At 66.7% G+C, this 22,073-nt stretch carries 21 protein-coding genes and 1 other RNA gene; 5 read left to right on the forward strand and 17 right to left on the reverse strand.

The features are described 5' to 3' along the window. Positions 1–28: 28 nt before the first annotated feature. Positions 29–1,267, reverse strand: a complete 1,239-nt coding sequence (gene lysA / locus AACH00_RS06245) for a diaminopimelate decarboxylase (RefSeq protein WP_341398225.1) — start codon at positions 1,265–1,267, stop codon at positions 29–31. A gap of 85 nt (positions 1,268–1,352) precedes the next feature. Here lysA and AACH00_RS06250 point away from each other — a divergent pair, with 85 nt between their 5' ends. Further along, entirely contained in the window at positions 1,353–2,279 is a 927-nt protein-coding gene (locus AACH00_RS06250; RefSeq protein WP_341398226.1) for a LysR family transcriptional regulator, read from the forward strand. A 61-nt stretch (positions 2,280–2,340) separates the two neighbouring features. Here AACH00_RS06250 and rpsU read toward each other — a convergent pair whose 3' ends face one another. The 11 genes from rpsU to AACH00_RS06305 all read right to left on the reverse strand — a co-directional run bounded on the left by rpsU (position 2,341) and on the right by AACH00_RS06305 (position 11,480). After that, positions 2,341–2,553 carry a 30S ribosomal protein S21 gene (rpsU, locus tag AACH00_RS06255; RefSeq protein WP_012346814.1) on the reverse strand — a complete coding sequence of 71 codons (213 nt, stop codon included), beginning with the start codon at positions 2,551–2,553 and terminating at the stop codon, positions 2,341–2,343. A 121-nt stretch (positions 2,554–2,674) separates the two neighbouring features. Continuing rightward, on the reverse strand, positions 2,675–3,910 hold the full coding sequence (locus AACH00_RS06260; protein ID WP_423221910.1) for a BaiN/RdsA family NAD(P)/FAD-dependent oxidoreductase: 1,236 nt from the start codon (positions 3,908–3,910) through the stop codon (positions 2,675–2,677). A gap of 26 nt (positions 3,911–3,936) precedes the next feature. After that, positions 3,937–4,755, reverse strand: coding sequence for a sulfite exporter TauE/SafE family protein (locus AACH00_RS06265; RefSeq protein WP_341398228.1), 819 nt, complete (start codon positions 4,753–4,755; stop codon positions 3,937–3,939). A gap of 13 nt (positions 4,756–4,768) precedes the next feature. Further along, a complete protein-coding gene (locus tag AACH00_RS06270; RefSeq protein WP_341398229.1) occupies positions 4,769–5,233 on the reverse strand; it encodes an EVE domain-containing protein in 465 nt (154 codons plus the stop codon). A 112-nt stretch (positions 5,234–5,345) separates the two neighbouring features. Beyond that, a non-coding RNA gene (gene ssrS, locus AACH00_RS06275) (6S RNA) lies at positions 5,346–5,526 on the reverse strand. Positions 5,527–5,647: 121 nt separating this feature from the next. After that, entirely contained in the window at positions 5,648–6,001 is a 354-nt protein-coding gene (locus AACH00_RS06280) for a cell division protein ZapA (protein ID WP_341398230.1), read from the reverse strand. Then, positions 5,998–6,234 (reverse strand): DUF904 domain-containing protein, encoded by a 237-nt coding sequence (locus tag AACH00_RS06285; protein ID WP_341398231.1) that lies wholly within the window; start codon positions 6,232–6,234, stop codon positions 5,998–6,000. The genes AACH00_RS06280 and AACH00_RS06285 overlap by 4 nt, the downstream gene beginning before the upstream one ends. A gap of 63 nt (positions 6,235–6,297) precedes the next feature. Further along, positions 6,298–7,512 (reverse strand): lytic murein transglycosylase B, encoded by a 1,215-nt coding sequence (gene mltB, locus AACH00_RS06290; RefSeq protein WP_341398232.1) that lies wholly within the window; start codon positions 7,510–7,512, stop codon positions 6,298–6,300. Between the two features lie 8 nt (positions 7,513–7,520). Then, a complete protein-coding gene (locus AACH00_RS06295) occupies positions 7,521–9,548 on the reverse strand; it encodes a transglutaminase TgpA family protein (protein ID WP_341398233.1) in 2,028 nt (675 codons plus the stop codon). Beyond that, a complete protein-coding gene (locus tag AACH00_RS06300) occupies positions 9,548–10,516 on the reverse strand; it encodes a DUF58 domain-containing protein (protein WP_341398234.1) in 969 nt (322 codons plus the stop codon). The genes AACH00_RS06295 and AACH00_RS06300 overlap by 1 nt, the downstream gene beginning before the upstream one ends. A gap of 37 nt (positions 10,517–10,553) precedes the next feature. Beyond that, positions 10,554–11,480 (reverse strand): AAA family ATPase, encoded by a 927-nt coding sequence (locus AACH00_RS06305; protein ID WP_341398235.1) that lies wholly within the window; start codon positions 11,478–11,480, stop codon positions 10,554–10,556. A gap of 59 nt (positions 11,481–11,539) precedes the next feature. Here AACH00_RS06305 and AACH00_RS06310 point away from each other — a divergent pair, with 59 nt between their 5' ends. Both AACH00_RS06310 and AACH00_RS06315 read left to right on the forward strand, forming a co-directional pair. After that, positions 11,540–12,475 (forward strand): histone deacetylase family protein, encoded by a 936-nt coding sequence (locus tag AACH00_RS06310; protein ID WP_341398236.1) that lies wholly within the window; start codon positions 11,540–11,542, stop codon positions 12,473–12,475. 37 nt (positions 12,476–12,512) lie between these two features. Further along, on the forward strand, positions 12,513–13,826 hold the full coding sequence (locus AACH00_RS06315) for a mechanosensitive ion channel family protein (RefSeq protein WP_423221903.1): 1,314 nt from the start codon (positions 12,513–12,515) through the stop codon (positions 13,824–13,826). Here the strand turns inward: AACH00_RS06315 and ahr are convergent. The 3 genes from ahr to AACH00_RS06330 form a co-directional block, all read right to left on the reverse strand. Next, positions 13,793–14,809, reverse strand: coding sequence for an NADPH-dependent aldehyde reductase Ahr (gene ahr / locus AACH00_RS06320; protein WP_341398238.1), 1,017 nt, complete (start codon positions 14,807–14,809; stop codon positions 13,793–13,795). The genes AACH00_RS06315 and ahr overlap by 34 nt on opposite strands. Before the next feature lie 171 nt (positions 14,810–14,980). Then, the gene (locus tag AACH00_RS06325) at positions 14,981–16,504 is read right to left on the reverse strand and encodes a fumarate hydratase (RefSeq protein ID WP_341398239.1); all 1,524 of its coding nucleotides are present in this window, start codon (positions 16,502–16,504) and stop codon (positions 14,981–14,983) included. A 90-nt stretch (positions 16,505–16,594) separates the two neighbouring features. After that, positions 16,595–17,200, reverse strand: coding sequence for a TIGR00645 family protein (locus tag AACH00_RS06330; protein WP_341398240.1), 606 nt, complete (start codon positions 17,198–17,200; stop codon positions 16,595–16,597). 202 nt (positions 17,201–17,402) lie between these two features. On the opposite strand from AACH00_RS06330, the gene acs reads away from it, so the two are divergent. Continuing rightward, complete coding sequence (gene acs, locus AACH00_RS06335; protein WP_423221911.1) at positions 17,403–19,337, forward strand: acetate--CoA ligase; 1,935 nt, start codon at positions 17,403–17,405, stop codon at positions 19,335–19,337. An 87-nt stretch (positions 19,338–19,424) separates the two neighbouring features. On the opposite strand, the gene AACH00_RS06340 is transcribed toward acs, so the two are convergent. Further along, positions 19,425–19,724 (reverse strand): c-type cytochrome, encoded by a 300-nt coding sequence (locus tag AACH00_RS06340; RefSeq protein WP_341398242.1) that lies wholly within the window; start codon positions 19,722–19,724, stop codon positions 19,425–19,427. A gap of 118 nt (positions 19,725–19,842) precedes the next feature. Here AACH00_RS06340 and AACH00_RS06345 point away from each other — a divergent pair, with 118 nt between their 5' ends. Further along, positions 19,843–20,088, forward strand: a complete 246-nt coding sequence (locus tag AACH00_RS06345) for a TIGR04438 family Trp-rich protein (protein ID WP_341398243.1) — start codon at positions 19,843–19,845, stop codon at positions 20,086–20,088. Between the two features lie 93 nt (positions 20,089–20,181). On the opposite strand, the gene ilvD is transcribed toward AACH00_RS06345, so the two are convergent. Next, positions 20,182–22,041, reverse strand: coding sequence for a dihydroxy-acid dehydratase (gene ilvD, locus AACH00_RS06350; RefSeq protein ID WP_341398244.1), 1,860 nt, complete (start codon positions 22,039–22,041; stop codon positions 20,182–20,184). Between the last annotated feature and the right edge of the window lie 32 nt (positions 22,042–22,073).

The following is a 22,073-nucleotide window of genomic DNA, read 5'->3' on the forward strand; positions in this document are numbered from 1 at the left end:
GGTCAGTGTGCCCCGATTGTCCTGTGAATCAGAGCGCTTCGAGTGCCAGCAATTCGGCAATGGTCTGGCGACGGCGGATCAGGCGGTGCGCGTCGCCATCCACCAGCACCTCGGCGATCAGCGGACGGCTGTTGTAGTTCGAGGACATCGAGGCGCCGTAGGCCCCGGCATCGTGCAGCACCAGCAGGTCGCCGACCCGTGCTTCAGGCAGGTCGCGGGTCAGCACCACGCCGCCTTCGCCCTGGGTGAACACGTCGCCCGATTCGCACAGCGGGCCGGCCACCACGGTGGGCACGGTGGCGCGCGGCTGGCCGTCAGCGGCAATCACGCTCATGCCGTGGAAGCTGCCGTACATCGACGGGCGCATCAGGTCCGAGAAGCCGGCATCGACCAGCACGAAACGGTTGTTGCCCATGTGCTTGGTGGCGCGCACTTCGGTCAGCAGCACGCCGCTTTCGGCGACCAGGTAGCGGCCCGGCTCCAGTTCCAGATGCACCTTGGTGCCGAGGTGGCTGGCCACCTCGCGGCGGGCGGCGTCCCAGAGGCTGAAGTAGTGGTCAGTGTCGATGCGGTCGTCGCCTTCGCGGTAGGGAATCGACAGACCGCCGCCCGCGGAGATGGCCTCCACCGACACGCCTGCGCGCTTGACCAGGTCGACCATGGCCGCGCACACCTGCTGCAGGTGGCTGTAGTCCACGCCGGAGCCGATGTGCATGTGCAGGCCCACCAGGTGCAGGCCGTGGCGTTGCACCGCCGCCAGCGCCAGGGCCAGGTCGGTGTGCCAGATGCCGTGCTTGCTGTGCTCGCCGCCGGTGTTGGTCTTGTTGCTGTGGCCGTGGCCGAAGCCCGGGTTGATGCGCAGCCACACCCGGTGGCCGGGTGAGCGCTGGCCGAGTTGCTCCAGCATGTCGATGGAGCCGGCATTGACCGGAATCTGGTGCTGAACCACCGTCTCCAGCGTGGCCGCGTCGAACAGGTCGGCCGTGAAGACGATGCCGGACGCGCCCTGGGCATTGGGGGCAGCGGTGTAGCCGGCGGCCAGTGCACGTTCGATTTCGCCCCGCGAGACGGCATCCACGACCACACCTTCTTCGCGCATCAGCCGCAGCAGGTGCGTGTTCGAGTTCGCCTTCTGGGCGAAGCGGATGGTGTCGAAGGCCTTCAGGTCGGCGATGCGCTGGCGAATGGTCGCGGCGTCATACACCCACAGCGGGGTGCCGTGTTGCTGGGCCAGGGAGCGGAGGAGGGCGTCGTTGAACGGGTTCATGGGCACATCATCGTGCTTTCGGTGTATTCTGAAAAATACTTTTATTTGGTCCATCCATTCATTTTTGATATGCCACTGAGTTGATATGCAACTGAGCCATCGTCACATCGAGGTGTTCCGGGCAGTCATGCGCAGCGGGCAGGTCACACAGGCGGCGCAATGGCTGCACACCTCGCAGCCCACGATCAGCCGGGAGCTGGCCCGGCTGGAGCAGGTGCTGGGCATGCAGTTGTTCGAGCGGGTGCGCGGCCGGCTGGTGCCCACGCCGCGCGCGCTCGCCTTGCTGGAAGAGGTGGAGCTGTCTTACGTGGGCTTGGAGCGCATCGCGGCCACGGCGCTGTCGCTGCGCCAGTCGCCTCAGGGGCGACTGCAGGTGCTCAGCCTGCCGGCGCTTACCCAGGCGCTGCTGCCGCAGGCCCTGCGCTTGTTGCTGGCCACGTCACCCCAGGCCAGCGTGGCCATCACGCCGCAGGAATCGCCAGCGCTGGAAGCAGCGCTCAGCGAGCAGCGGTTCGATCTGGGGCTGACGGAGCGGCGTGAGGCGCCAGTCGGTTGTGAGCTGCAGCGGCTGCTGGTGGCCGACGAGGTGGCGGTGCTGCCGGCCGGGCATGCGTTGCTTGGTCGCACCCGGTTGAGCCCGGCGGACTTCGAAGGGCAGACCTTCATCAGCCTGGCCGCTACCGACCCGTATCGGCAGCAGATTGACGCGGTGTTTGCGCAAGCGGGTGTGCAGCGGCAACTGGCGCTGGAAACGCCGAGTGCGGTGTCGGTGTGCGCGCTGGTGCAGCAGGGCCTGGGCGTGGCCATCGTCAACCCGTTGACGGCGATTGCGCTGCAGGGGACAGGTCTGCACTTGCGGCCCCTGACGGTGTCGATTCCGTTCCATGTGGCTGCGGTGTTGCCGACCACGCGCAGCCCGCACCCCTTGCGGCCCGCCTTGCTGGAGGCGCTGCAGGCGGCGGCCGACGCGATGTTGGCGCAGATGGCGCATTCGGCCGAGCGCCAGACGTAAAAAAACCCGCCACGGCGTCCCGTGCGGGTTTTTTTGGGGTGACTGCCGAAGCAGTCGCTGATCAGTACAGCTTCTTGGGCAGCTGCATGCTGCGCACGCGCTTGTAGTGGCGCTTGACGGCGGCTGCCTTCTTGCGCTTGCGCTCAGCGGTCGGCTTTTCGTAGAACTCGCGTGCGCGCAGTTCGGTCAGCAGACCCAGCTTTTCAATGGTGCGCTTGAAGCGACGCAGTGCGACATCAAACGGCTCGTTTTCCTTGACGCGGATAGTGGTCATGTAGCGAAGAATCCTTCGGGATATGAATGCGCTCGGTGTCCGGCGCCGGGTAGTTTCCGGATGCCCGGGGCTGGATCGACACGCGGTTTTGCCAGCAAAGACAGCGATTCTAGCCTGAAATTCAGGGTTTGGATAGCGTGTCTTGCTGAGATTGCTTCAAAGCCTGTGCACAAGCGACGGCGCTGGCCCAGGCCCACTGGAAGTTGTAGCCCCCGAGCCAGCCGGTCACGTCCACCACTTCACCGATGAAATACAGGCTCGGGTGGTGCTTGCTGGCCATGGTCTGCGAGCTCAGGTCGCGCGTGTCCACGCCGCCCGCCATCACTTCGGCCTTGTTCCAGCCTTCGGTGCCCGCCGGGGTCAGCGACCAGGCTTGCAGGCTTTCAGCGATCCGGCGCAACTGCGCATCGGGCACCTGCGGCATCGCCTGGGTGCCGTCCACGCCCAGCATCTGCAGCCAGGCATCGGCCAGGCGTTGGGTCAGCAGGCCTGCCAGTTCATTGCCGAGATGGCGCCGCGATTGCTGCTTGGCCTTCAGCAGGTGCTCCAGCACGTCGGTGCCGGGCAGCAGGTCGATGGTGATGGCGTGGCCGGGGCGCCAGAAACTCGAGATCTGCAGCACGGCCGGGCCGCTGAGGCCGCGGTGGGTGAACAGCAGGTCCTCGAAGAACTGTGTCTCGACAAAGGCCTTCTTGCCCTTGCCGCCCGTGGGCGTGCGGGTGCTGATGCACACGGGCATGGCAATGCCGGCCATGGGCACGAACGGCGCCCAGTCGTTGGCTGCGAAGGTCAGAGGCACCAGCGCCGTGCGCGGAGCCACCAGGCGGTGCCCGAGGCGCTCGGCCAGCTTCAGCCCAAAATCGGTGGCGCCGATCTTCGGCACGGGCAGGCCACCGGTGGCGATCACCAGCTGCGGCGTATGGACGACGCCGCGATCGGTCTGCAGGCGCCAGCCGCCGGCCTCATCGGATTGAACATCGGACACGCTGCAAGGCTGCCAGCGCTCAACGCCGCCGCGCTCGCACTCGGTCAGCAGCATGCGGATGATCTGCTCGGCGGAGTCGTCGCAGAACAGCTGACCCTTGTGCTTCTCATGGAAGGCGATGCCGTACCGCTGCACCAGTGCGATGAACTCCGACGACGGATAGCGGGCGAGTGCCGAGCGCGCGAAGTGCGGGTTCTCGGAGACGTAGTTGGCCGGTGTGGCCTCGCGGTTGGTGAAGTTGCAGCGGCCGCCGCCCGAGATGCGGATCTTCTCCGCCAGCTTGGGTGCATGGTCGATCAGCACCACCTTCAAGCCGAGCTGCCCGGCCTGCGCGGCACAGAACAGGCCAGCCGCGCCGGCGCCAATCACCATCACATCAGGTGTTGTCACGGCGCCGCTCACTGCGCAAACGCCTTCCACAGCATGTAGGTGGCCAGGCCGTACAGCAGCAGGGCGAAGGCCTTCTTCAGTTGCCCCACGTCCATCGCATGGGCCGTGCGCGCGCCAAGCGGGGCCATGGTCACGCTCGCGGTGGCGATCACGGCCAGTGCGGGCAGATACAGAAAGCCGACGGCGCCCGGCAGCGCGCTGGGCAGATTCCAGCCACCCACCACATAACCCACGGTATTCGCCAGGGCGATCGGGAAGCCCAGCGCCGCGCTGGTAGCCACCGCGTTGTGGATGGGCACGTTGCACCAGGTCATGAACGGCACGCTGACGAAGCCGCCACCCGCGCCCACCAGGCCCGACAGAAAACCGATGCCCGTGCCCGCTGCGGTTTGCCCCGCCATGCCGGGCATCTGGCGGCTCGGGGCCGGCTTCTTGTTGCGCAGCATCTGGGTGGCGGAGAAGCTCACGAAGAGCCCGAACACGCCGGCCAGCACCTGGCCCTTCAGCATCGCGAAGGCGCCTGCGCCAGCCAGCAGGCCCCCCAGCACGATGCCCGGCGCCATGCCGCGTACAAGCTCCCAGCGCACGGCGCCGCGCTTGTGGTGCGCCCGCACGCTGGACAGCGAGGTGAACAGGATCGTGGCCATGGAGGTGGCAATCGCCATCTTCACCGACATGTCGGCGGGCACGCCGCGGTGGCTGAGGATGAGCGTCAGGAACGGCACCATGAGCATGCCGCCGCCGATGCCCAGCAACCCTGCGAGAAAGCCGGTGCCCAGGCCCAGCAGCAACAGTTCAGCCACCAGGGGCCAGGTGAAGAAGTCCATGAAAAATCCGGGGTCAGGGTTCAAGCAGGTCCAGCACGGCCTGCCACTCTTCCGGCGTGACCGGGGTGATGGAGAGGCGGCTGCCGGGTTTCAGCAATTGCAGGCTGGCGAGCGTGGGCTCGGTGCGCATTGTCGCCAAGGGCAGCAGGGCGGTCTTGCGCACGAACTTCACGCTGACGTGGCCCCACCGGGGCTTGTCTGCGGGTGACTTGGGGTCGAAGTACGGACTGGCCGGGTCGAACTGGGTGGCGTCTGGCGCGTAAGGGCCCACCACCTCCGCCAGACCCGCCACGCCGGGTTGCGGGCAGGACGAGTGATAGAACAGCACGCCGTCGCCGGGCTGCATGGCGTCACGCATGAAGTTGCGCGCCTGGTAGTTGCGCACACCGGTCCATGGCAGGGTTTGATCGGGCGCGGCGGCGAGGTGGTCGATGGACGCCTCGTCCGGCTCGCTCTTCATCAGCCAGTACTGGGCCATGGTGGGTGGAGTGGGGCAACGCCAGATCAGTGCTGCCGGGCGCGGCCAGCCAGGTGGGCGTTGGCGAGCGGGCAGTTCGGCAGGCCAGCGAACTGGCGGTTGAGGAAGGGGGGGTGTCCGTCGCATACCGTGGGCCGCATTCCTGAACCCAGGGGATTCAGGTGGGCGAGGTCAGCAAGGCTTCGGGTTCATCTGACGCGAGACGCTCACACCAGCCAAGCAATGTTCCAAGCCCAGGCTCGCGAGAGCATCGGTTCAAGGAAATATAGAACCCACGCGATTGCGACGGACAGTGCCAATTCTAGGCGCCTTGTTTGTCCACGACACCTGTCGGGTCAGCAAATTCAGCCGGGCAATCAGTGCGCAATTGGGCAGATCAGGCGCTGCTTGAAGACGCCAGTATCTGCGGTTGCCTCAGAGCAGGCGGCCGTCGTCGCCCAGCGAGTGGTCGATGCGCTCGATCAGGTACTCGACCATCAAGGCGTCTTCCGCGCTGATGGCTGAGTCATCCAGGCTGCGTGCGGCGGTGTTTTCGGGGGCCGCCGGGCGCTCTGCAGCGCGGGCGTTGGGTCGTTCTGCCAGCTGGTAGGCCAGGTTCAGTGCGGCGAGCACGGCCATGCGTTCGCGGGCGCGCACCTTGCCTGCGTCACGGATGGTGCTCATCTCGTGGTCCACCAGGCTCACGGCCGCCTGCAACTGGGCTTCACCGCCGTCCGGGCAGGCCAGCAGGTAGCTCTGGCCGAGGATCGTCACTTCAAGCTGCTTCATTCGGTCACGTTCCCCGGGGCCGGTGCCACCGGAATCGGCCCGGCATCGGCGGGCAGGCGTTCCAGCAGGGCATCCACGCGGGCGCGGGCAGCACCCAGCCGTGATTTCAGGCTGTCGCGCTCAGCGGTGAGCGCCTTGACCTGCTCGCTCAGCAGGTCGTTGGTGCGTGCGAGTTCCTCGTGACGGAGCACAAGGCGGTCGACGCGTTCGGCGAGATCCGGCAGACGGGACATGGTCCTTGGCGTGATTTCAGACTGGAGTGGTGCCATTGTAGGACGCGGCCTGAAGTCGGCTCCTCAGCCGGGTTGGGGGGCTGAGGCAGGTGCCGCCTCGGGCGGACGCAATTGGCGGATGCTGCGCGCCAGCTCGATCACCGACATGGCGTAATAGCTCGACCAGTTGTAGCGGGTGACGACGTAGAAGTTGCGGGTGCCGGCCACATAGCTGGGCGCGGCGTCGCCGTTCTGCAATTCGACCAGCGCCAGCGGGCCGGTGTAGCGGCTGCCGGCCTCGTCGAGCACGGCGCCGCGATCGGCCATCTGCTGGGCGGTGAAACTCGGCACGATGTCGGGGGCCAGCAGCGTCGCGCGGTCACCGGCCTGCACCGGGGCCGCCACACCGAAGTGCGTGGGTTGCTGGCGTTCCCAGCCGAATTCCGCGAAGTAATGCGCCACGCTGCCGACCACATCGGCGCCGTGGCTGTCGAGGTCGATGCGGCCATCGCCGTCGAAGTCGATCGCGTATTTCAGGATGCTGCTGGGCATGAATTGCGGCAGTCCGATGGCGCCGGCGTACGAGCCCTTCACCTGCTGCGGGTCGCGCTTTTCCGCGGCGCACCAGCGCAGAAAGGCCGCGAGCTCGTCGCGGTAAAACGCGGTGCGGTCAGAGCGGCCCTTGGGAAAGTCGAAGCTCAGTGTGCTGAGCGCATCGATCACCTTGAAGTTGCCCTTGATGCGCCCGTAGTAGGTTTCCACCCCGACGATGGCGACCACCATGGCGGCAGGCACGCCGTAGCGCGCCTCGGCCCGCTGCAGCGCGGCCTCGTTGTCTTGCCACCAGCGCAGCCCGTCGCGCACGCGCTGGGCGTCCACCATGCGTGCGCGGTAGGCCGCCCAGTTCTTGGCGGTGCCTGCCGGCGGCGGCATCACCAGGCGAGCAACGGCCGGCTGGAACCGGGCTTGCGCCAGCTGTTCTGACACCCAGACCGGGTCGAGCCCGTGCGCTGCCGACACCTCCTTGGCGAAGGCGGTCACATCTTCGCGTCGGCCGTAGGTGTAGACCTCTGGGCCATCGTCGCGCAGCACCTTTTCACTTGCCGCATTGCTGAATTTGGCGACCTTGGTGTGCTTCTTGGGCTTGCTCGCCTTGGTGCTGCCGGCTGTGGTGGTTGCCGCGGGTGCAGCTACGGCGGGTTGGCACAGCAGGGCTGCGGCGGCCAGCACACAGCACGAGGCCAACGCGGCGGACCGCAAGGACGGGGAAGAAGGTGACATCAGAAGGGCGCGCAGCATGCGGCGGATTATGGTCGGCGCTTGACGGACGCCCCGAGCGCCCGACTGGCATGGCGCACACGTCGCCACAGCGCTGTGGTGCTGTCGCGACGTGCCGGCCCGCCGTAGCGCGCGGTCTCGATGGCCTGCAGCGCGCTGGCCAGCTCGGTGGCTTGGGGCCCATGCCGGGCCTCATGGTGTTCGCGAACTCGCCGTGCCAGCGTTCCGGGTGATTCATGCACCTGCGCCTCGATGCCCAGGGGCTTCAACCACCGCCGAAGTTGGGTTTGCTGGCGCTGCCAGGGGCTCATGCGGCGGGCGTCCAGCCAGGCCCAGCTGGCGCCTGCCAGCGCGGCCACCGACATCAAGCCGACGAGCACACGGGCCAGCGCCGCCCAGTCGGGCTTCTCGAAGCCCAGCGCGTCCAGCAGGTTGAACTGTTGCTGGCGGCCGTAGCCCAGCACGCTCTGGTTCCACTGGTTGTCGAGGCGCTCGAAGAAGCGCCGCAGCTGCCCGCGCAGACCGGGGCTCATCGCATCAAACGCGCCGGCCATGGCGCCGGCCGGGGCTTGCAAGGCCTGGCCGCGTTGAACCCGCTCCGGTGCCACGGCGGCGGTGGGGTCGGTGCGTACCCAGCCGATGCCGGCTTGCCAGTACTCCACCCAGGCATGTGCGTGGCTCTGGCGCACCACCCACCAGCCGTCCACCGGCTGGGCGTCGCTGCCCTGGTAGCCGGTGACGATGCGTGCCGGCACGTCCATCGCCCGCAGGATGATGACCATGGCCACCGCGTAGTGCTCGCAGAAGCCGCTGCGGCGGTCCAGCCAGAAGTCGTCGATCGCGTCGCCCCGCGCCGCACCCGGCTGCAGGGTATAGCTGTAGGGTTCGCGGCGGATGTGGCTGAGGACCTCACGCACCAGGGTGTCGGCGTCGGCTTCCTGCATGCCCGGGCGATTGCGCAAGGCGGCGGCCCAGGCCATGGTGCGCTGGTGCTGGCCGGGCGGCAGGTTCACCAGACGCCGCTGTTGCAGCAGCGGCAGGTCGCGATCACGGCTGAGGTTGGGCCAGGCTTCGCCCGACATGCGCACCCGGTTGGCCAGAGGAGCACGCAGGCGCCATTGGCCGGCGTCGTCCGGGTGGTCCGGCAGATCGTCCACCGGCGGCGTGCTGGTCGGCCGGGTCATGGTCGCTTCCAGCATGGGTAGCCAGGCCACCCGCATCGGCTCCAGCGTCATGTCCCAGCGGATGGGTTGTGTGCCGGCCGGCGCTTCGGCGTAGGCGCCGCGCATCCGCGGCTGGGCAGTCCAGCGCTCGCCGTCGTACTCGCTCAACACCGGGCCACGCAAGTAGAGCTGGTCTTGCCGGGGTACCACGCCGTCCGGGAACCGCAGGCGCAGTGCGATGCTGTCGTCCGTCGCCAGTTCGGTGATGTCGCCCAGGCGCAATTCGCCGCCCAGGCCCGTGCGCGCGCCGCCGTCGGGCATCGCCCACAGCGGCCCGATGCGCGGAAACAGCAGGAACAGGGCCACCATCACCGGTGTGCCCCACAGCGCAGCCTTGCCGGCGAGCACGGCCACCGAGCGCAGCGTCGGGCGGCCTGCCGGCATGTGGGCGAGTGTCAGGGCGGTGAGCCAGCCCCAGACCGACACCGTCATCGCCACGGCCGTCAGCAGCGACTGCGAATAGAGAAACTGCGTCAGCACCAGGAAGAAGCCGAGGAAAAACACCACCAGGGCGTCGCGCCGGGCCCGCAGCTCCAGCGTCTTGAGGGTCATCAGCAGCACCAGCAGCGTCACGCCGGCGTCCTTGCCCACCAGGGTGCGCTCGGTCCACACGGTCAGCCCGGCGGCCAGCACCAGCACCGTGATGAGCGTGGCGCGGCCGGGCAGCGGTGCCTGGCGCCAGGCCAGCCAGGCGCGCCAGCCCAGCACGGCCACGCACAACGCGCTGACCCAGGGCGAGATGCGCAGCAGGTGCGGCAGCTCAGTCCAGCCGATCAGGGCCAGCATGAACCAGGTGTCGCGCTGGTCGCGGGTGGTGCTGGATGGGTTGGCCATCAGTCCCATTCCGCCAGGGCCTGCAGGGCGGCGTCGCGGTGGGCGCTGCCATGGCCAACTTCCAGGGCCTGGCCCGGCAGGCGCAGGCCCCAGGCCAGCTCCTTGGCTTCTGCCTGCAGCACCCAGCTGCACAGGCGTGACAGGCGGCCTTCGGTGTCGGCTTGCCGCGTTTGCGCCCAACTCAGCCATAGGTGGTGGCCCGCGCCCTCGGTGCTGTCGCGGCTGACCATCTCACCGGTGTGCGCCACCTTTTTCCACACCACCTGGCGCAGGCTGTCGCCGCGGCGCCAGGCGCGCACGCCATCAAACTCGCTGCGGTTCTGCTCGTTGCGGCTGCGCTGGTTGCCGGCCACGGGCTCGGCTTCAGGCAGGGGCGGCGGCGGTGTTTCCTGGGCTGGCCACACCCACACCTGGCCGGCGGGCAACCACACGCTCCAGGCCCGGAACAGGCCAAACGGAAACCGGCTTTCAGCGCGGAGGGCGGGCAGGGCGTGTCGGCCACGGCGCGAGGTGCTGATGGCTACGTGCACGCTGGACTGGCCCTGCGCGGTGATGTCGGCCCAGGCAAACGCCGGCGGGTTGTGGTCAACGGGCTCGATGGCCAGGCCCACGCCGTGCCGCGCCGCGCCGGGGTTGGTGACGATGATTTCGAGCGCGGCGTCGTCACCGGCGAACGCGGGGGCAGGGGGCCGCACATGCAGCGTCAGTCCGCGCAGGCTGGCATGCGTCATGTGCATCGAGGCCAGCGCGCTGCCCGCCAGGAGGAAGGTCAGGGCGTAGCCCAGGTTGAGCTGGTAGTTGATCGACGCAATCAGCAGCAGCAGCACGGTCAGGCAAAACGCCAGGCCTGCGCGTGTCGGCACGATGTAGATGTTGCGCTGGGTCAGCGTCCAGCTGTCCACCGGCTTGCGCCTTGACAGCAACCACTGGCGCAGCCGCAGGCTCACCGAAGCAAAGACACCGGGCATCAGCGTGGGCGGCGATCGGTTGATGGCACCGGCGCGCTCAAGGCAGCGGCACGGCTTCGATCATGGCGCGCACCTGTTCGCGGCGCCCGCGGCCGGCACCCGCCACCGGCACCAGCCGGTGCGCAATGGCCTGGGGCAGCAGCAGTTGCAGGTCTTCGGGCACGACGTGGTCGCGGCCTTGCAGCAAGGCGCGGGCGCGGGCCAGGCGCAGCACGGCAATGCCGGCACGCGGCGACAGACCAGCCGAGAACCAGCGGCCGTTGCGGGTGGCCGCAATCAGGGCCTGCAGGTAGTCGAGCAAGGGCTCGGAGACATGCACCTGGCGCACCGCGTCCATGGCGGCGATCAGCTCGTCAGGCGTCATCACCGGCTTCAGGGCCGCCACCGCGCTGCGGCGATCAATGCCGCTCAACAACTCGCGCTCCGAGCGCTGATCGGGGTAGCCCAGGCTGATGCACATCAGGAAGCGGTCGAGCTGGCTTTCGGGCAGCGGGTAGGTGCCCAGCTGTTCGCTCGGGTTCTGCGTGGCGATCACGAAGAAGGGCTTGGGCAGGCGGCGGGTGCGGCCGTCCACTGACACCTGCTGCTCTTCCATCGCTTCCAGCAGCGCACTCTGGGTTTTGGGCCCGGCGCGGTTGATCTCGTCAGCCAGCAGCACCTGCGCGAACACCGGGCCCGGGTGGAAGACGAAGGCGTCTTTCTGGCGCTCGAAAACACTGACACCCACCAGGTCGCTGGGCATCAGATCGGCCGTGAATTGCACGCGCGAAAAGTGCAGGCCCAGCGACACCGCCAGCGCCTGGGCCAGGGTGGTCTTGCCGACCCCGGGCAAGTCTTCGATCAGCAAGTGCCCGCCAGCCAGCAGGCAGGCGATGCTGTCCTCGATCTGCGTCGGCTTGCCGACGATGATCGTGCTAATCTGACTCTTGAGTTGAGTCAATCGATGTTGCAGCTGTTGGCTCATGATGAGGGGCACGATAGCTCAGATTCCGGAGACAAATGCCGACTGCCCGGCATGAACCCATGACCACGGCCTACTATTCACACCCCGATTGCCGCGCCCACGAAATGGGTGCAGGGCACCCCGAATGTCCGCAGCGGCTGGACGCCATCGAAGACCACCTCCTGGCCACCGGCCTTGATGTGGCCCTGACGCGTGTGGAGGCCCCGCTGGCCCAGCACAGCGACCTGATGCTGGCCCACTCCGAAAGCTACTTGCTGGAGCTGGCCGAGTTCATGCAGCAGGCCGAAGCCACCGGTGAGCACCGCGCCCTCGACCCCGACACGATGGTCTGCCCGCACACCTGGCGCGCGGCCCTGCGCGCCGCCGGTGCGGCCGTGGCCGCAACTGACGCCGTGATCGATGGCCGTGCTGAAAACGCCTTCTGCGCCATTCGCCCGCCCGGCCACCACGCCACGCGGTCGCAGACCATGGGCTTCTGCTTCTTCAACAACGTGGCCATCGCGGCGCGGCACGCCGTGGATGTGCGTGGCCTCAAGCGTGTCGCCATCGTCGACTTCGACGTGCACCACGGCAATGGCACCGAAGACATCATCGCGGGCGACGACCGCATCCTGATGGTCAGCTTCTTCCAGGATCAGCTTTACCCGTACTCGGGTGGCGTGCCGCTGGGCACCAACATGCTGAACCTGCCGATCCCGGCGTACACGCGGGGCGGCGAGATCCGCGAGCTGATCGAAGCCAACTGGATGCCCCGGCTGGAGCAGTTCAAGCCCGAGATGATCTTCATCTCCGCCGGCTTTGATGCCCACCGTGAAGATGACCTGGGGCAGCTCGGCCTGGTCGAGGCCGACTACGAGTGGATCACCCGCCGCCTGGTCGACGCGGCCAAGCGCCACAGCAAGGGGCGCATCGTCTCTTGCCTGGAGGGCGGTTATGCCCTGAGCGCACTGGCGCGCAGCGTGGCCACCCACCTGCGGGTATTGGCCGACGTCTGAGTTGTCATGCACGGCGGGTGACAATCAGCCCATGCTGATGACTGACTTGCCTGTGCTGACCCTGAACGAATTTTTTGCCGCGCTGACCCACCCCAGCGCCCTGGTGGAGGCAGCGACCTTGCTGGCCTGCCTGGGCGTGGCCTGGCTGGCGGTGCGCCTGCTGCGTGGTCCCACGGCGGAGGCCGGCTCGGTCTGGTTCGGCCGCAACATCATCGACGGCGTGCTGTTCCCGGTGCTGGCACTGGCGCTGGCCTACGCCGCTCGAACGCTGCTGCACCGCTTCGGCGTGCCTCTGGCGGTGTTCAAGATCGTCATTCCGGTGCTGCTGTCGCTGGCGGTGATTCGCCTGTCGGTGCGGGTGCTGCGAGCGGCCTTTCCTGATTCGCGCCTGGTGCGGGTGGCTGAGCGCACGATCTCGTGGCTGGCCTGGGCGACCATGGTCAGCTGGACCACGGGCGTGCTGCCGCAGATCCTCGACGAGCTCGACCAGATCCAGTGGAAGATGGGCAACAGCCACGTCTCGGTGCGCACCTTGCTGGAAGGTGCGTTGTCGGCTGGCTTCGTGCTGATGCTGTCGCTGTGGGTGTCTTCGGCCATCGAGGCCCGGCTGCTGAAGGGCGCCTCGGGCGGGCAGCTCTCGCTGCGCAAGGCTGCGGCCAACGCCGTGCGTGCCTTGCTGACCTTCGTGGGTTTGCTGCTGGCGCTGTCTGCGGTGGGCATTGATCTGACCGCGCTCTCGGTGCTCGGTGGCGCGATTGGCGTGGGTGTGGGCCTGGGCTTGCAGAAGCTGGCGGCCAACTATGTGTCGGGCTTCGTCATCCTCGCCGAGCGTTCGCTGCGCATCGGTGACACCGTGCGGGTCGACAACTTTGAAGGCCGCATCACCGACATCGCGACCCGCTACACCGTGATCCGCGCATTGAACGGCCGCGAGGCCATCGTGCCCAACGAGATGCTGATCACCCAGCGGGTCGAGAACTCGTCGCTGGCGGACCCGCGCGTGCTGGTCTCGACGCTGGTGCAGGTGGGCTACGACACCGACGTGGACAGCCTGATGCCGCAAATCTGCGACGAGGTGGCGAAGGTGGCGCGGGTGCTGCCTGACCCCGGCCCGTCGGTGCAGTTGTCGAACTTCGCGGCGGACGGCCTGGAGCTGACGATCAACTTCTGGATCATCGACCCGGAAAACGGTCTGGGCAGCGTGCGCTCCGAGGTGAACCTCGCAGTCTGGCGCCTGCTCAAGCGCTTGAAGGTGGAAATTCCGTTCCCGCAGCGCGTGCTGCGGGTTGAAGGCCCGGCGTTGCCGAGCCCGGCCGATCAGCTGAAATCAGCGTCGAGCAGCACCCTGTAACGCGCAGCGCCTGAGCGCAGGTGGTCGAGCGCGTCGTTCACGCGGCTCATCGGGAAGCGCTCCACCTGCGGCTTGATCTGGTGGCGTGCCGCGAAATCCAGCATCCGGCCCAGCAGCGCCGGTGAGGGCGTGGGCGAGGCTGACAGATCACGCTGCCAGCTCAGCAGAGCACCGGCCCGCAGCTGCAGACTCTCCGTCACCACGCCCACCAGGTGCAGGCGACCTTGCGGCGCCAGGGTGTTGATCAGGGCGTCCCAGTCGAGCTTGGCGCCGGCGGTCACCAGCAGGAAGTCGAGCGAGCCGGCGGCGGCTTTCAGTTCGGCCTTGTCGACGCTCGACACGGTGCGGTGCGCCCCGAGCCGAAGCGCCTCTTCGCGCTTGCTGGCGCTGGAGGTGAACGCGGTCACCTCGCAGCCCCAGGCCCGTGCGAACTGCAGCGCCATGTGGCCCAGGCCACCAATGCCAACCACGCCGACACGGCTGGTCGGGCTGATCTCTTTCTTCACGAAGGGCAGGAAGACCGTGCCGCCGCCGCACATCAGCGGGCCGGCACTGGCCGCGTCCAGCATGTCTGGAATGGGCACAGCCCAGCTCCAGTGGGCGCGCAGCCGGTCTGCAAAGCCGCCGTGCCGGCCCACGATGGTGGGTTGGCGCTGGCCGCACAGGTTCTGGTCGCCGCCGAGGCAGAGGCGGCAATGCATGCAGCTGCCGGTGTGCCAGCCCACGCCCACGCGCTGGCCGAGCTGCCGGCCCTTGGCGCGCGGGCCCATGGCCGTCACCACGCCAACCACTTCATGGCCCGGCACCACCGGGTAGGTGGCCGGGAACCATTCGCTGTCGATCATCGCCAGGTCAGAGTGGCAGATGCCGCAATGCTCGACCTTGATCTCGATGTCTTCGTCGCCAAGCGGGCCCGGGTCGAACTCGAAGGCTTGCAGCGGCGCGCCTGCGGACAGGGCGGCATAGGCTTGAATGGGGCGCATCAGGGTCTCCTTGTTCGCTGCATGCTAGACCGCCGATGCGTCACCTGACTGTCGCCTGCGCATCACGGCGACGGCCATTTCCCTCAGGATCTACCCGACATGAAAAAGCCGCCCGGAGGCGGCTTGGTGCTGCACTTGGGCGTGCAGGTGTGCGTGAGTGCGCAGGGCTGATCAGCCTTCGACCACCGGGATCTTGCCGATCTTGGCTTGCCAGATCTTCGGGCCGGTGATGTGCGCGCTCGTGCCGCCGGCGTCCACCGCCACCGTCACGGGCATGTCGACCACGTCGAACTCGTAGATGGCTTCCATGCCCAGGTCGGCAAAACCCACCACCTTGGCGGCCTTGATCGCCTTGGACACCAGGTAGGCGCTGCCGCCCACGGCCATCAGATAGGCCGACTTGTGCTGCTTGATCGACTCGATGGCGACCGGGCCACGTTCGGCCTTGCCCACCATCGCGATCAGGCCGGTCTGGGCCAGCATCATGTCGGTGAACTTGTCCATGCGGGTGGCGGTGGTCGGGCCTGCCGGGCCCACCACTTCGTCGCGCACCGGATCGACCGGACCGACGTAGTAGATGACGCGGTTGGTGAAGTCCACGGGCAGCTTTTCGCCCTTCGCCAGCATGTCCTGGATGCGCTTGTGCGCGGCGTCACGGCCGGTCAGCATCTTGCCGTTCAGCAACAGGGTCTGGCCCGGGGTCCAGCTGGCTACTTCAGCGGGGGTCAGCGTGTTCAGGTCAACGCGCTTGCTCTTGTTGTAGTCGGGCGCCCAGTTGACGTCCGGCCACAGGTCGAGGCTCGGCGGCGTCATGAACGACGGGCCGGAGCCGTCGAGCACGAAGTGGCCATGGCGGGTGGCGGCGCAGTTCGGGATCATCGCGATCGGCTTGCTGGCGGCGTGGGTCGGCCAGGTCTTGATCTTCACGTCGAGCACGGTGGTCAGGCCACCCAGGCCCTGCGCGCCGATGCCCAGTGCGTTCACCTTCTCGTACAGCTCGATGCGCATCTCTTCGAGCTTGTTCTGCGGGCCGCGCTCCAGCAGCTCATACATGTCGATGTCGTCCATCAACGATTCCTTGGCCAGCAGCGCAGCCTTCTCGGCCGTGCCACCCACGCCGATGCCCAGGATGCCGGGCGGGCACCAGCCGGCGCCCATCGTCGGCACGGTCTTGAGCACCCAGTCGACGATGTTGTCGCTCGGGTTCAACATGTAGACCTTCGACTTGTTTTCCGAGCCGCCACCCTTGGCCGCCACGATCACGTCCACCGTGTTGCCGGGCACCACTTCCATGAAGACCACGGCCGGCGTGTTGTCGCGGGTGTTCTTGCGTTCGAAGATCGGGTCAGCCAGCACAGACGCGCGCAGCTTGTTGTCCGGGTTGTTGTAGCCCTGGCGCACGCCTTCGTTGATGGCGTCTTCGATCGAGCCGGTGAAGCCTTCCCAGCGCACGTCCATGCCGATCTTCAGGAACACGTTGACGATGCCGGTGTCCTGGCAGATCGGGCGCTTGCCCTCGGCGCACATGCGCGAGTTGGTCAGGATCTGCGCGATCGCGTCCTTGGCCGCCACGCTCTCCTCACGGTCGTAGGCGCGGGCCAGGTGGGCGATGTAGTCGGCAGGGTGGTAGTAGCTGATGTACTGCAGCGCGGCTGCAATGGATTCGATCAGGTCTGCCTGGCGGATGGTGGTCATGGTGGTGTCTTCGGTGAAGGGCGTCACAACGGGAACAGCTGCCGATCATGCCAACGCTGGCTTGCAGCAGGCTGGCGGCAGCATCCGGATTCAGTGTTCGTTCTGGGCGGGGCTGTGCAGCAGACGGTCGGTGGCCGCAATGGCCAGGGCCGAGAGCAGGAACGCGATGTGGATCAGGGTCTGCCAGAGCAGGGCTTTCTCGCTGTAGCTCTCGGCATTGATGAAGGTCTTGAGCAGGTGGATCGAGCTGATGCCGATGATGGCCGTGCCCAGCTTCACCTTCAGCACCGAGGCGTTCACATGGCTCAGCCATTCCGGCTGGTCCGGGTGGTTCTCGAGGTTCAGGCGCGAGACGAAGGTTTCGTAGCCACCCACGATCACCATGATCAGCAGGTTGGAGATCATCACCACGTCGATCAGGCCCAGCACCACCAGCATGATGATGGTTTCGTTCAGGCCGGTGAGCGGCACCTTGCTGGCGTCATAGCCGACGCTGCGCACCAGGATTTCCAGTGCGTGGGTGTTGCCGAAGGCGGCTTCGATCAGGTGAACCAGCTCCACCCAGAAGTGGAAGACATACACGGCCTGGGCCAGGATCAGGCCCAGATAGAGCGGCAGCTGCAACCAGCGGCTGGCGAAGATCAGCTGGGCCAGCGGTTGCAGTTTGACGGTGCGTTGGTCTGGTTGTCGGTTCATGTCCGGCAGCTCTGTGTCAGTGGAAACACGCGTATTCTAGGTTTGCGCAGCGTCAAGGCGGTGTGGCGTGGGTGTTGCGAGTAAGGCGGTCGTCAGACGCTCGGCACACAGTGCTGCTCGGACGCACCGCGAGTGCCGCAGATCACATTGAGCATCGAGGAGACAAACCATGAGTGAAGAACTCAAGACCTATGCCCCTGACATGGTGGCTGGCGCCAACGCCCACGTCGCCGGTATCGCGGCGTACGACGCCCTGTGCAAGGAAGCGGAAACCGATTACGAAGGCTTCTGGGCCCGCCAGGCCCGTGACCTGATCAGCTGGAAGACGCCTTTCACCAAGGTGCTCAATGAATCCGAGGCCCCGTTCTTCAAGTGGTTCGAGGACGGCACGCTGAACGCGTCGTACAACTGCCTGGACCGCAACATCGAGCGCGGCCTGGGCGACAAGACTGCGCTGATCTTCGAAGCCGACGGCGGCGAAGTCACCAAGATCACCTACAGCGAGTTGCTGGCCAAGACCTGCCAGATCGCCAACGGCCTGAAGAGCCTGGGCATCGGCAAGGGTGACCGCGTGGTCATCTACATCTCGATGTCGATCGACGGCGTGGCCGCCATGCAGGCCTGCGCCCGCATCGGCGCCACCCACTCGGTGGTGTTCGGCGGCTTCTCGGCACAAAGCCTGCGCGACCGCATCGAAGACACCGGCGCCAAGGCCGTCATCACCGCCGACTGCCAAGTGCGCGGCGGCAAGCAACTGCCGCTCAAGGCCATCGTTGATGAAGCCCTGACGCTGGGCGGCTGCGAATCGGTGCAAACCGTGCTGGTGGTGAACCGCGCCAACGCCGCCGTGACCATGAAGGCCGGCCGCGATGTGTGGATGAACGACGTGGTGGCCAGCCAGCCCACCACCTGCGAGCCGGAGTGGGTGGATGCCGAGCATCCGCTGTTCCTGCTGTACACCTCCGGCTCGACCGGCAAGCCCAAGGGCGTGCAGCACTCGACCGGCGGCTACCTGCTGCATGCCGCACTCACCACCAAGCTGACCTTCGACCTGAAGGCCGACGATGTGTTCTGGTGCACGGCCGACATCGGCTGGGTGACGGGCCACACCTACATCACCTACGGCCCGCTGGCCCTGGGCGGCACGGAAATCGTGTTCGAAGGCGTGCCCACCTTCCCGGACGCCGGCCGCTTCTGGAAGATGATCCAGGACCACAAGGTCAGCATCTTCTACACGGCGCCCACCGCCATCCGCTCGCTGATCAAGGCTGCGGAAGCCAACGACGCGGTGCACCCGAAGAGCTACGACCTGAGCAGCCTGCGCATTCTGGGCTCGGTGGGCGAGCCGATCAACCCGGCTGCCTGGGAGTGGTATCACAAGCACGTGGGCGGCGGCCGCTGCCCGATCGTCGACACCTTCTGGCAGACCGAAACCGGCGGCCACATGATCACGCCGCTGCCCTATGCCACCACGCTGGTGCCGGGTTCGTGCACGCTGCCCTTCCCGGGCATCATGGCAGCCATCGTCGATGAAACCGGCAAGGACGTGCCGAACGGGCAGGGCGGCATCCTGGTCGTCAAGCGTCCGTGGCCGTCGATGATCCGCACCATCTGGGGTGACCCGGAGCGCTTCAAGAAGAGCTACTACCCGGATGATTTCAAGGGCAAGTACTACCTGGCGGGCGACGGTGCCATCCGTGATGCCAAGACCGGCTACTTCACCATCACCGGCCGCATCGACGACGTGCTGAATGTGTCGGGCCACCGCATGGGCACGATGGAAATCGAATCCGCGCTGGTGAGCTGCACCGAGCTGGTGGCTGAAGCCGCGGTGGTCGGTCGTCCGGACGACACCACCGGCGAGGCCATCTGCGCCTTCGTGGTGCTCAAGCGTCCTCGCCCGACGGGGGAAGAGGCCAAGCAGATCGCCAAGATCCTGCGTGACCACGTCGGCAAGGAAATCGGTCCGATCGCCAAGCCCAAGGACATCCGTTTCGGCGACAACCTGCCGAAGACGCGTTCGGGCAAGATCATGCGCCGCCTGCTGCGCTCGCTGGCCAAGGGTGAGGCCATCACCCAGGACACCAGCACGCTGGAGAACCCGGCCATCCTCGACCAGCTCGGCGAGAACAACTGAGTGGGTCAAGCCCGGCGGATGTCCGGGTTGCGCCCAGCAAAAAGCCCCGCAGTGCGGGGCTTTTTTTGGTGCCGGCAGGCGGGTCGATCACTTGATCGACAGCACCCAGGTGGCCAGTTGCTTGGCTTCGTCCGGGGTGACGGCGTTGGCAGGCATCGGGATCTGGCCCCAGGTACCCACGCCACCCTTCTGGATCTTGGTGGCCAGCATGGCCACGGCGCCCTTGTCCTTGGCGTACTTGGCAGCAACGTCCTTGTACGATGGGCCGACGACCTTCTTGTCGACGGCGTGGCAGGCCAGGCAGTTTTTCTTCGCGGCCAGTTCCTGGTTGGCGAAGGCGGGCGCCGAAACGGCGGCAACGGCGATCAATGCGAGCAGAGCTTTCATGGTTCCTTCCAGCTGGTAACGATAAAAATGTGAGAACTCGATTAGAGTTTGGCTGATTCTAAGTAACAGGGTTGACGTGCGGCTTGCGATACCGCATTCGCTCCAAGGAGATGTTGCGATGGTGTTTGTGCTTATCGGCGTTCTGTTGTTAGTCCTGAAGCTGCTTGAGGTGGGCGCGGTGGCTACCTGGGCCTGGTGGTGGGTCTTGTCGCCGTTTGGCGTGGCCCTGGCTTGGTGGGCCTGGTCTGATGCCAGCGGCCTGACGCGCAAGCGCGAAATGATGCGCGACGAAGAGCGCAAGGAGGCGCGGCGCAAACGCAATGTGGAAAACATGGGCATGAGCCCGACCCAGCGTCGACGCTGAGTGAATGAAAAAGGGGCCCCGCGGGGCCCCTTTGCATGATGGCGCCGGCTCAGCGGCGCGAAACCGAATGCACCGGCTGAGCGGCGCTGAGCATCAGTCACCCAGCAGCGACAGATCGCGCACGGCGCCCTTGTCGGCCGAGGTGGCCAGCATCGCGTAGGCCTTCAGGGCCGCGGTCACCTTGCGCGGGCGCGGCAGCACCGGCTTCCAGCCCTTGGCGTCCTGCTCGACGCGGCGAGCAGCCAACTCCTCATCGCTCACCAGCAGGTTGATGCTGCGGTTCGGGATGTCGATGCGGATCCGGTCGCCCTGGCGCACCAGGCCGATGGCGCCACCCGCTGCCGCTTCCGGCGACACATGGCCGATCGACAGGCCTGAGGTGCCACCCGAGAAGCGACCGTCCGTCAGCAGGGCGCAGGCCTTGCCCAGGCCCTTCGACTTGATGTAGCTGGTGGGGTAGAGCATTTCCTGCATGCCGGGGCCACCCTTGGGGCCTTCGTAGCGCACGATGACCACATCGCCTGCCTTGACCTTGTCGGCCAGGATGTCGGCCACGGCCTCGTCCTGCGATTCGGTCACGTAGGCCGTGCCTTCGAACACGTGGATCGATTCGTCGACACCGGCGGTCTTCACCACGCAGCCGTCGATGGCGATGTTGCCGCGCAGCACGGCCAGGCCACCTTCCTGCGAAAACGCATGCTCGTTCGAGCGGATGCAGCCTTCAGCGCGGTCAGTGTCCAGGCTCGGCCAGCGGGTGTTCTGGCTGAATGCCACCTGGGTCGGAATGCCGGCCGGGCCAGCCATGTAGAACGTCTTGACCTCGTCGGACGGCTGGCGGGCGATGTCCCACTGGTCCAGCGCGTCCTTCATGGTCTTGGCATGCACGGTGGGCACGTCGGTGTGCAACTTGCCGGCGCGGTCGAGCTCACCCAGGATGGCCATGATGCCGCCGGCGCGGTGCACGTCCTCGATGTGGTACTTGTTGGTGTTCGGCGCCACCTTGCACAGCTGCGGCACCACCAGCGAAAGCCGGTTGATGTCGGCCATGGTGAAGTCGATGCCGGCTTCCTGCGCGATGGCCAGGATGTGCAGGATGGTGTTGGTCGAGCCGCCCATGGCGATGTCGAGCGTGATGGCGTTCTCGAAAGCCTTGAAGCCCATCGAGCGCGGCAGCACCGATTCATCTTCCTGCTCGTAATAACGGCGGCACAGGTCCACCGCCAGACGGCCGGCGCGCTTGAACAGCTGCTCGCGGTCAGCGTGGGTGGCCACCACCGTGCCATTGCCCGGCAGGCTCAGGCCCAGCGCTTCGGTCAGGCAGTTCATCGAGTTGGCGGTGAACATGCCCGAGCAAGAGCCGCAGGTCGGGCAGGCCGAGCGTTCCACTTCGGCCAGGTCGGCGTCGCTGACCTTGTCGTCCACGGCCATCACCATCGCGTCCACCAGGTCGAGCTTCTTGAACTCCATCACCTGGGTTTGCGGGTTGGCCAGGCGCACCTTGCCGGCTTCCATCGGGCCACCCGACACAAACACCACGGGGATGTTCAGGCGCATCGCGGCCATCAGCATGCCGGGGGTGATCTTGTCGCAGTTGGAGATGCACACCAGCGCGTCGGCGCAGTGGGCATTGACCATGTACTCGACCGAGTCGGCGATCAGGTCACGGCTGGGCAGCGAATACAGCATGCCGTCGTGGCCCATCGCAATGCCGTCGTCCACCGCGATGGTGTTGAATTCCTTGGCCACGCCGCCTGCGGCTTCGATCTCGCGGGCCACCAGCTGCCCCAGGTCCTTCAGGTGCACGTGACCGGGCACGAACTGGGTGAACGAGTTGGCGATGGCGATGATCGGCTTCTCGAAGTCGCCGTCCTTCATGCCAGTGGCACGCCACAGCGAGCGTGCACCCGCCATGTTGCGGCCGGCGGTGGAAGTCTTGGAGCGATAGGCAGGCATTGGGAAACCCTCTTGTTCAGACCGGATGGGGA

It is taken from the genome of Ideonella margarita (assembly GCF_038066635.1).
Classification (GTDB): domain Bacteria; phylum Pseudomonadota; class Gammaproteobacteria; order Burkholderiales; family Burkholderiaceae_C; genus Ideonella; species Ideonella margarita.